A 7,577-nucleotide genomic window follows, 5' to 3' on the forward strand; every position below is an offset into this window, starting at 1 on the left:
GGAGGGGAGTGGTCCGGCCGCCCCCCGCCACCGGGGCTGCCACCGTGGTCAGTTCCCGCCGGTACGCCGCCAGCGTGTGCGGGGAGGGCTTCCGGGTGGCCCGGGCGGTCAGGAACTCCTCGACCAACCAACCTACCGTTTCGCCCGTTTTGTCATGCATAAGGGATATTATGCATGATTTTCGCGTTCGCGCCAGCCCGCCCAACCCGGGGGAGCGACCCGGGAAACCACTTGCCGCGGCACCCAGACTGGGCCCGTGGTGGACATCGACGAAGAACTCGTACGCCGGCTCGTCGCCGCGCAGTTCCCGCGGTGGGCGCACCTGCCGATCACCGCCGTGCGCCAGCAGGGGTGGGACAACCGGACGTTCCGCCTCGGCGACCAGCTCACCGTGCGGCTGCCCAGCGCCGAGGGCTACGCGCCCGGCATCGCCAAGGAGGACCGCTGCCTGCCGGCACTGGCCCGGCACCTGCCGCTGCCCGTACCCGAGCCCGTGGCCACCGGCCGGCCCGGCGCCAGCTACCCGTACCCCTGGTCGGTGCGACGCTGGCTGCCCGGCGACACCCTCGCGGCCGCCGGGACGGTCGACCGGCCCGCCGTGGCGCGCGACCTCGGCGCGTTCCTGACCGCGCTGCGGCGTGCGCCCACCGCCGGGGGCCCGGCGGCCGGGCGGCACTCCTGCTTCCGGGGCTGCCACCCCAGCGCCTACGGCGACGAGGTCGAACAGGCCCTCCACGTGCTGCGGGGGCGGGTGGACCGGGCCGCCTGCCAGGACGTCTGGGCGCGGGCCCAGGCCTCGGCCTGGGCGTCGGCGCCGGTCTGGTTCCACGGCGACGTGGCGGCCGGCAACCTGCTCGTCACGGGCGGGCGGCTGGCCGCGGTGATCGACTTCGGCACCTGCGGGGTCGGGGATCCCGCCTGCGATCTGGTGCTCGCGTGGACCTGGTTCACCGGGCCGGAACGGCAGCTGTTCCGGGAGGCGGTGGGCCTGCCCGACGACGCCTGGCGGCGCGCCCGCGGCTGGGCACTGTGGAAGGCGCTCATCTGCCTGGCGCGCGGAGCCGACGAGGAGCAGTCACGAGTCCTGGCAGCAGTCCTCACCGACCCGGTCGCATACTGACGCCCTGGGGAGGGCCGGAACCTGCTTACTTGACATAATGTGCATTATCGACGCTACGGAGCCAGGCTCGAATGGTGGTCTGACGGGGTGCAGCATGCCGGGGCCGACCCGACCGGGCGCGCTGTTTTCGTTCCCTCGACATGTCACCGCACACCGACCTCGCACGTGCTGTGCGGTGACGTGATCTGCCCGCCTCGCATACGACGCGGGTCGTGCATCGGCCCTGCGTCTCGCGTTGCGACCGCGCATTCCCCACGGCGCCCCTGATCATCGGCGGCCGCCCTCCCGCGCCGGTCTGCCCGACACTGGTCCCCCACGCCGCGCATGGCGATCCCAGTCCCACCGCGCACGCACACCTCCCACCCGCCCCGGTGATCATGAGGTTGGCGGCGATAAATGGGACGAATCGCCCCGCTAACCTCATGATCACCGCAGGTCAGGCAGGCCGGGGCCGCCCAGGCAGTCCAGGGCGGCCGGGGCGGTCAGGGTTGGACGTAGGTGGACAGGTGTTCGCCGGTGAGGGTGGAGCGGGCGGCGACCAGGTCGGCGGGTGTGCCCTCGAAGACGATCCGGCCGCCGTCGTGACCGGCGCCGGGGCCCAGGTCGATGATCCAGTCGGCGTGCGCCATGACCGCCTGGTGGTGCTCGATGACGATGACCGACTTGCCGGAGTCGACGAGCCGGTCGAGCAGGGCGAGCAGGTGCTCGACGTCGGCCAGGTGCAGGCCGGTGGTCGGCTCGTCGAGGACGTAGATGCCGCCGCTGGTGCCCATCTGGGTGGCGAGCTTGAGCCGCTGGCGCTCGCCGCCGGACAGCGTGGTGAGCGGCTGGCCGAGGGTGAGGTAGCCGAGCCCGACGTCGGCGAGCCGGTCGAGGATCTTGTGGGCGGCGGGCGTGCGCGCGTCGCCGGTGCCGAAGAACTCCTCGGCCTCGGTCACGGACATGGCGAGCACCTCGCTGATGTCGCGGCCGCCGAGGTGGTATTCCAGCACCGAGGCCTGGAACCGCTTGCCTTCGCATTCCTCGCAGGTGGTGGCGACGCCGGCCATCATGGCCAGGTCGGTGTAGATGACGCCGGCGCCGTTGCAGGTGGGGCAGGCGCCCTCGGAGTTGGCGCTGAACAGGGCGGGCTTCACGCCGTTGGCCTTGGCGAAGGCCTTGCGGATCGGGTCGAGCAGGCCGGTGTAGGTGGCCGGGTTGCTGCGCCGGGAGCCGCGGATGGCGCCCTGGTCGACCGTCACGACCCCGTCGCGCCCGGACACCGAGCCGTGGATCAGTGAGCTCTTGCCGGAGCCGGCCACGCCGGTGACGACGACGAGCACGCCGAGCGGGATGTCGACGTCGATGTTCTGGAGGTTGTGGGTGTCGGCGCCGCGGACCTCCAGCGCTCCGGAGGGGGTGCGCACGGACGGCTTGAGGCGTGCGCGGTCGTCCAGGTGCTGCCCGGTGAGGGTGCCGCTGGCCCGCAGTCCCTCCACGGTGCCCTCGAAGACCACCTCACCACCGGCGGTGCCGGCGCCGGGGCCGAGGTCGACGACGTGGTCGGCGATGGCGATCGCCTCCGGCTTGTGCTCCACGACCAGGACCGTGTTGCCCTTGTTGCGCAGTTGCAGGAGCAGGTCGTTCATCCGCTGGATGTCGTGGGGGTGCAGCCCGATGGTGGGCTCGTCGAAGACGTAGGTCACGTCGGTGAGTGAGGAGCCGAGGTGGCGGATCATCTTGGTGCGCTGTGCCTCGCCGCCGGAGAGCGTTCCCGAGGGCCGGCTGAGTGAGAGGTAGCCCAGCCCGATCTCGACGAACGAGTCGAGGGTGTGCTGCAGCTTCGCCAGCAGCGGGGCCACCGACGGCTCGTCGAGGCCGCGTACCCAGGTGGCGAGGTCGCTGATCTGCATGGCGCACGCGTCGGCGATGCTGATTCCGTTGATCTTGGAGGATCGGGCGGCCTCGCTGAGCCGCGTGCCGCCGCAGTCGGGGCAGGTGGTGAAGGTGACGACCCGTTCCACGAAGGCGCGGATGTGCGGCTGCATCGAGTCGACGTCCTTGGACAGCATCGACTTCTGGATCTTCGGGATGAGGCCCTCGTACGTGAGGTTGATGCCCTCGACCTTGATCTTGACCGGCTCCTTGTAGAGCAGGTCGTGCAGCTCCCTCTTGGTGAACGTGCGGATCGGCTTGTCCGGGTCGAAGAAGCCGCAGCCGCTGAAGATGCGCCCGTACCAGCCGTCCATGCTGTAGCCGGGGATGGTGAGCGCGCCCTCGTTGAGCGACTTGCTGTCGTCGTAGAGCTGGGTCAGGTCGAAGTCGGTGACCGAGCCCGTGCCCTCGCAGCGCGGGCACATGCCGCCGGTGATGCTGAAGCTGCGCCGCTCCTTCGTGGTCTGGCCGGCGCGTTCGATGGTGACCGCGCCGGCGCCGCTGATCGAGGCGACGTTGAAGGAGAACGCCTGGGCCGAGCCGATGTGGGGCTGCCCGAGCCGGCTGAAGAGGATGCGCAGCATGGCGTTGGCGTCGGTGACGGTGCCGACCGTGGAGCGGGGGTTGCCGCCCATCCGCTCCTGGTCGACGATGATCGCGGTGGTCAGCCCGTCGAGCACGTCGACCTCGGGGCGGGCCAGCGTCGGCATGAAGCCCTGCACGAAGGCGCTGTAGGTCTCGTTGATGAGCCGCTGCGACTCCGCGGCGATGGTGCCGAACACCAGGGAGCTCTTGCCCGAGCCGGAGACGCCGGTGAAGACGGTCAGCCGGCGCTTCGGGATCTCGATGCTGACGTCCTTGAGGTTGTTCTCGCGGGCGCCCTGCACGCGGATCAGGTCGTGGGTGTCGGCGGCGTGCAGCGCGCCCGACTGGGTGTCCGTCCTCGTGGCCGTGCTCATCGGTTCTCCATCTTCTGTCGCGCGGGCCGCTTCGGGGTGCGGGTCGGCGTCGCCCGGCTCGATCTAACCAGCTCCGAGCCGTAGGTCGGGTTTCTCGTCCAGGCGCGGCGGCGGACGGTCAGCGCAGTTCCTGGATGCGGACCATGTTGCCGGCGGGATCGCGGAACGCGCAGTCGCGCACGCCGTAGGGCTGCTCGATCGGCTCCTGGACGACCTCGGCGTCGCCGGCCTGCACCTTCTCGAAGGTGCCGTCGAGGTCGTGGGTGGCCAGCAGGATCCAGCCGTAGGTGCCCTTGGCCATCATCTCGACGATGGTACGGCGCTCGTCGTCGGTGACGCCGGGGTCGGCGGCCGGCGGCGCGAGGAGGATCGACGTGCCGGGCTGCCCGGCGGGACCGACGCTGATCCAGCGCATCCTGCCGCTGCCGACGTCGCTGCGGACCTCGAAGCCGAGGGTGTCCCGGTAGAAGGCCAGGGAGGCCTCCGGGTCGTCGTGCGGCAGAACGGTCGTGTGAATGGTGATGTCCATGGCAGTCAGGCTAGGCGCGGCTCGACGGCGGGTGCTTCTCGATTCCTGATCGGTCTGGTCACCTGCTTCGCGATGCACGGCGGCATACCGGCCGTGGCGCGCGCCCCCTCGCGGCGGTAGGTGCTGGGCGGCACGCCGACCAGCTCGGTGAAGCGGGTGCTGAAGGTGCCCAGTGAGGCGCAGCCGACCGCGAAACAGACGTCGGTGACGCTGAGGTCGCCGCGGCGCAGCAGCGCCATGGCGCGTTCGATGCGCCGGGTCATGAGATAGGCGTACGGCGACTCGCCGTAGGCGAGGCGGAACTGGCGGCTGAGGTGTCCGGCCGACATGTGCACGCCGCGCGCCAGCGCCTCGACGTCCAGCGGCTGCGCGTACTCCCGGTCGATCCGGTCGCGGACGCGGCGCAGCCGGGCGAGGTCGCGCAGGTGCGGGGTCGGGTCGGAACTGCTGGTCACGTGCCTGATCGTGCCACGTGGCGGCGGCGTCGCCCACCGCGGCGGCCGGTCAGCGGGCGCGGACGTCCCGGCGGCTCCGGCGCGCGGTGACCAGGCTCCATCAGCGGGCGCGGACGTCCCGGCGGCTCCGGCGCGCGGTGACCAGGCTCCATCAGCGGGCGCGGACGTCCCGGCGGCTCCGGCGCGCGGTGACCAGGCTCCAGGCGATGGCCGTGCCGAGCGTGAGCACGACCACGGCGAGGGTGAGCCAGACCGGCAGCTTGCCGACGGGGGTCTCGGCGAGGATCAGCTTCACCCCGGCGAAGGCGAGCAGCACGGCCAGGCCGTAGCGCAGGTGGCCGAAGTGTCGCAGCAGACCGGCCAGGCAGAAGTACAGGCTGCGCAGCCCGAGCACGGCGAAGGCGTTCGCGGTCCAGACCAGGAACGTGTTGGTGGTGATGGCCAGGATCGCCGCGACCGAGTCGATCGCGAAGATGACGTCGGTGGCCTCGATCGCCACCAGGGCGACCAGCAGCACGGTGCCCTTGCGGCGGCCGTCGACCCGGACGGTGAAGCGGCCGTCGTGGTAGCGGGGCTCGGTGGGCACGAGCCGGCGGAAGATCCGGACGGCGATGTTGCGGTCGGGGTCGACGTCCGGTTCGCCGCGGACGGCGAGGCGCCAGCCGGTCCAGATCAGGAACGCGCCGAGCACGAGGCCGGCCCAGGTGAGCCGGTCCAGCAGTTCCGCGCCGGCGAAGATGAACACCAGCCGGAAGCCCAGCGCCCCGAGCACCCCCCAGAAGAGCACCTTGTGCTGGTACACGGGGGCCACCCGGAAGTATCCGAACAGCAGGGCGAAGACGAACACGTTGTCGACCGACAGCGCCTTCTCCAGCAGGTAGCCGGAGTAGTAGGCCACCGCCGGCCCGCTGCCGCGCCAGAGCCAGATGACCAGGCCGAAGGCGATCCCGGCGGTGATCCACACCGCGCTCCAGACCAGCGCCTCGCGCAGTTCGATGACGTGGTGGTGGCGGTGGGAGAACATGTCGACGGCGAGCATGACGGCGATGACCGCGCCGACGGCCACCCAGGCCCAGGCCGGCGCCGCGAACGTGGTCTCGTCCATCCGGCGTCCTCCGCATCCGCGCCTGGGCGGGGACGGGCGCCCGTTCCGGCCCGTACGCGGGTGCGGAACCGGACTGCGTCGCCCCCGAGCCTAGGCGAGGCGCCGGTCGGGAGACGGCGGTCCGGCGAAGTCGGTGCCCGGGCCGCGCTCCCCCGCCGGCGCGGCGAAGATCAGCTCAGCGCAGCCGGCGGGCGCCGAACCGGGTGGGCGGGTCGGCGATGGCGTCCTGGGCGGCGACGAGTTGCAGTTCCCGGGTGCCCGCGGCGAGGGTGGCCTCGAGGACCGCGTAGATGGAGTTGGTGGTGCGCTCCAGCGCGGTCTCGGGCGATCCGGTCGTCGCGAGGTGGGCCAGGTAGAGCGCGGCGGTGACGTCGCCGCCGCCGTTGGGGCTGATCGGCAGCAGCGGTGTGGTGACCGCCCAGGCGCCGGCGTCGGAGACGGCGACGACCTCCAGCGACCCCGCCGGGACGTCGCCGTGCAGCACGCTGGTGACCAGCATGTGCCGGGGTCCGGTGTCGCGGACGACGTCGACGGCGGCGAGCAGGTCGTCGAGGGTGTCGGTGCTGCGGCCGGCGAGGAACTCCAGTTCGAACTGGTTGGGGGTGACGATGTCCGCGCGGGGCACGACGCTGTCGCGCAGGTACTCGGGGATGCCGGGTCGGACGAACATGCCGCGGCCGACGTCGCCCATCACGGGGTCGCAGCAGTACAGGGCGTCGGGGTTGGCGGCCTTCACCCGGGCGACCGCGTCGAGGATCACCGCGCCCATCGCCGGGTCGCCCTGGTAGCCGGAGAGCACCGCGTCGGCGGTGCCGAGGACGCCGCGGTCCTCGATGCCGGCGATCACCTCGGCGACGTCGGCCGGGGGCAGCAGCGGTCCGCGCCAGGCGCCGTAGCCGGTGTGGTTGGAGAAGTGCACGGTCAGCACCGGCCAGACCTCGTGCCGGAGCCGTTGCAGCGGGAAGACGGCGGCGGAGTTGCCGACGTGACCGTAGGCGACCGAGGACTGGATGGACAGGATCTTCACCGGCTCATCGTCGCATCCGCCGCCGCGGCGCTGGTCAGGTGTCGGTGCGGAGGCGGGCGTGCAGGTGCATGTCGTGCCAGCCGTCGGTGTGCCGGGCGGCGCCGCGGTTGGTGCCCTCGGCGGCGAGGCCGGCGCGTTCGGCCACCCGGCAGGAGGCCGGGTTGGCGGTGGAGTGACGCAGCCAGATCCGGTGCAGGCCGAGCCGGTCGAAGCCGAAGGCGGTGAGGGCGGTCAGGGCGCGGGCGGCGACGCGCCGGCCGCGGGCGGCGGGCAGCACCCAGTACGACACCTCGGCCTGGGCCTCGGGCAGGTCGACGGCGCGCAGGCTGATCTGCCCGAGCACGTCGTCGCCGTCGGTGACGGCCCAGCCGGCGCCGGTCTCCTGCCGCCAGCGTCGCGGCCACGAGTCGATCCAGTCGCGGGCCTCGTCGTCGGTCATGGCGCGGCAGTGCCAGCGGCGGATGGCGG

7 protein-coding genes and 1 pseudogene are annotated in these 7,577 nt (G+C 72.1%); 1 reads left to right on the plus strand and 7 read right to left on the minus strand.

Features of this window, described 5'->3' with window-relative positions; translation table 11 throughout:
* Positions 1-160 (minus strand): annotated as a pseudogene (locus tag ACW0Q9_RS27185) (tyrosine-type recombinase/integrase); the annotation flags it as partial.
* A 96-nt stretch (positions 161-256) separates the two neighbouring features.
* Between ACW0Q9_RS27185 and ACW0Q9_RS27190 the strand changes: the two are divergent.
* The gene (locus ACW0Q9_RS27190) at positions 257-1,120 is read left to right on the plus strand and encodes an aminoglycoside phosphotransferase family protein (protein WP_456186063.1); all 864 of its coding nucleotides are present in this window, start codon (positions 257-259) and stop codon (positions 1,118-1,120) included.
* Between the two features lie 482 nt (positions 1,121-1,602).
* On the opposite strand, the gene ACW0Q9_RS27195 is transcribed toward ACW0Q9_RS27190, so the two are convergent.
* The 6 genes from ACW0Q9_RS27195 to ACW0Q9_RS27220 form a co-directional block, all read right to left on the minus strand.
* Positions 1,603-3,993: an ATP-binding cassette domain-containing protein gene (locus tag ACW0Q9_RS27195; protein ID WP_456186065.1), complete on the minus strand. Its 2,391-nt coding sequence runs from the start codon at positions 3,991-3,993 to the stop codon at positions 1,603-1,605.
* Between the two features lie 118 nt (positions 3,994-4,111).
* Positions 4,112-4,522 (minus strand): VOC family protein, encoded by a 411-nt coding sequence (locus tag ACW0Q9_RS27200; RefSeq protein WP_456186067.1) that lies wholly within the window; start codon positions 4,520-4,522, stop codon positions 4,112-4,114.
* A 5-nt stretch (positions 4,523-4,527) separates the two neighbouring features.
* Positions 4,528-4,977, minus strand: a complete 450-nt coding sequence (locus ACW0Q9_RS27205) for a helix-turn-helix transcriptional regulator (RefSeq protein WP_456186069.1) — start codon at positions 4,975-4,977, stop codon at positions 4,528-4,530.
* A 151-nt stretch (positions 4,978-5,128) separates the two neighbouring features.
* A complete protein-coding gene (locus ACW0Q9_RS27210) occupies positions 5,129-6,082 on the minus strand; it encodes a TerC family protein (RefSeq protein WP_456186071.1) in 954 nt (317 codons plus the stop codon).
* Between the two features lie 175 nt (positions 6,083-6,257).
* Entirely contained in the window at positions 6,258-7,109 is an 852-nt protein-coding gene (pdxY, locus tag ACW0Q9_RS27215) for a pyridoxal kinase PdxY (RefSeq protein ID WP_456186073.1), read from the minus strand.
* Between the two features lie 34 nt (positions 7,110-7,143).
* On the minus strand, positions 7,144-7,577 hold a 434-nt coding region (locus ACW0Q9_RS27220), incomplete at its 5' end, for a GNAT family N-acetyltransferase (RefSeq protein ID WP_456186075.1).

The sequence above is a fragment of the Micromonospora sp. I033 genome (assembly GCF_053890995.1).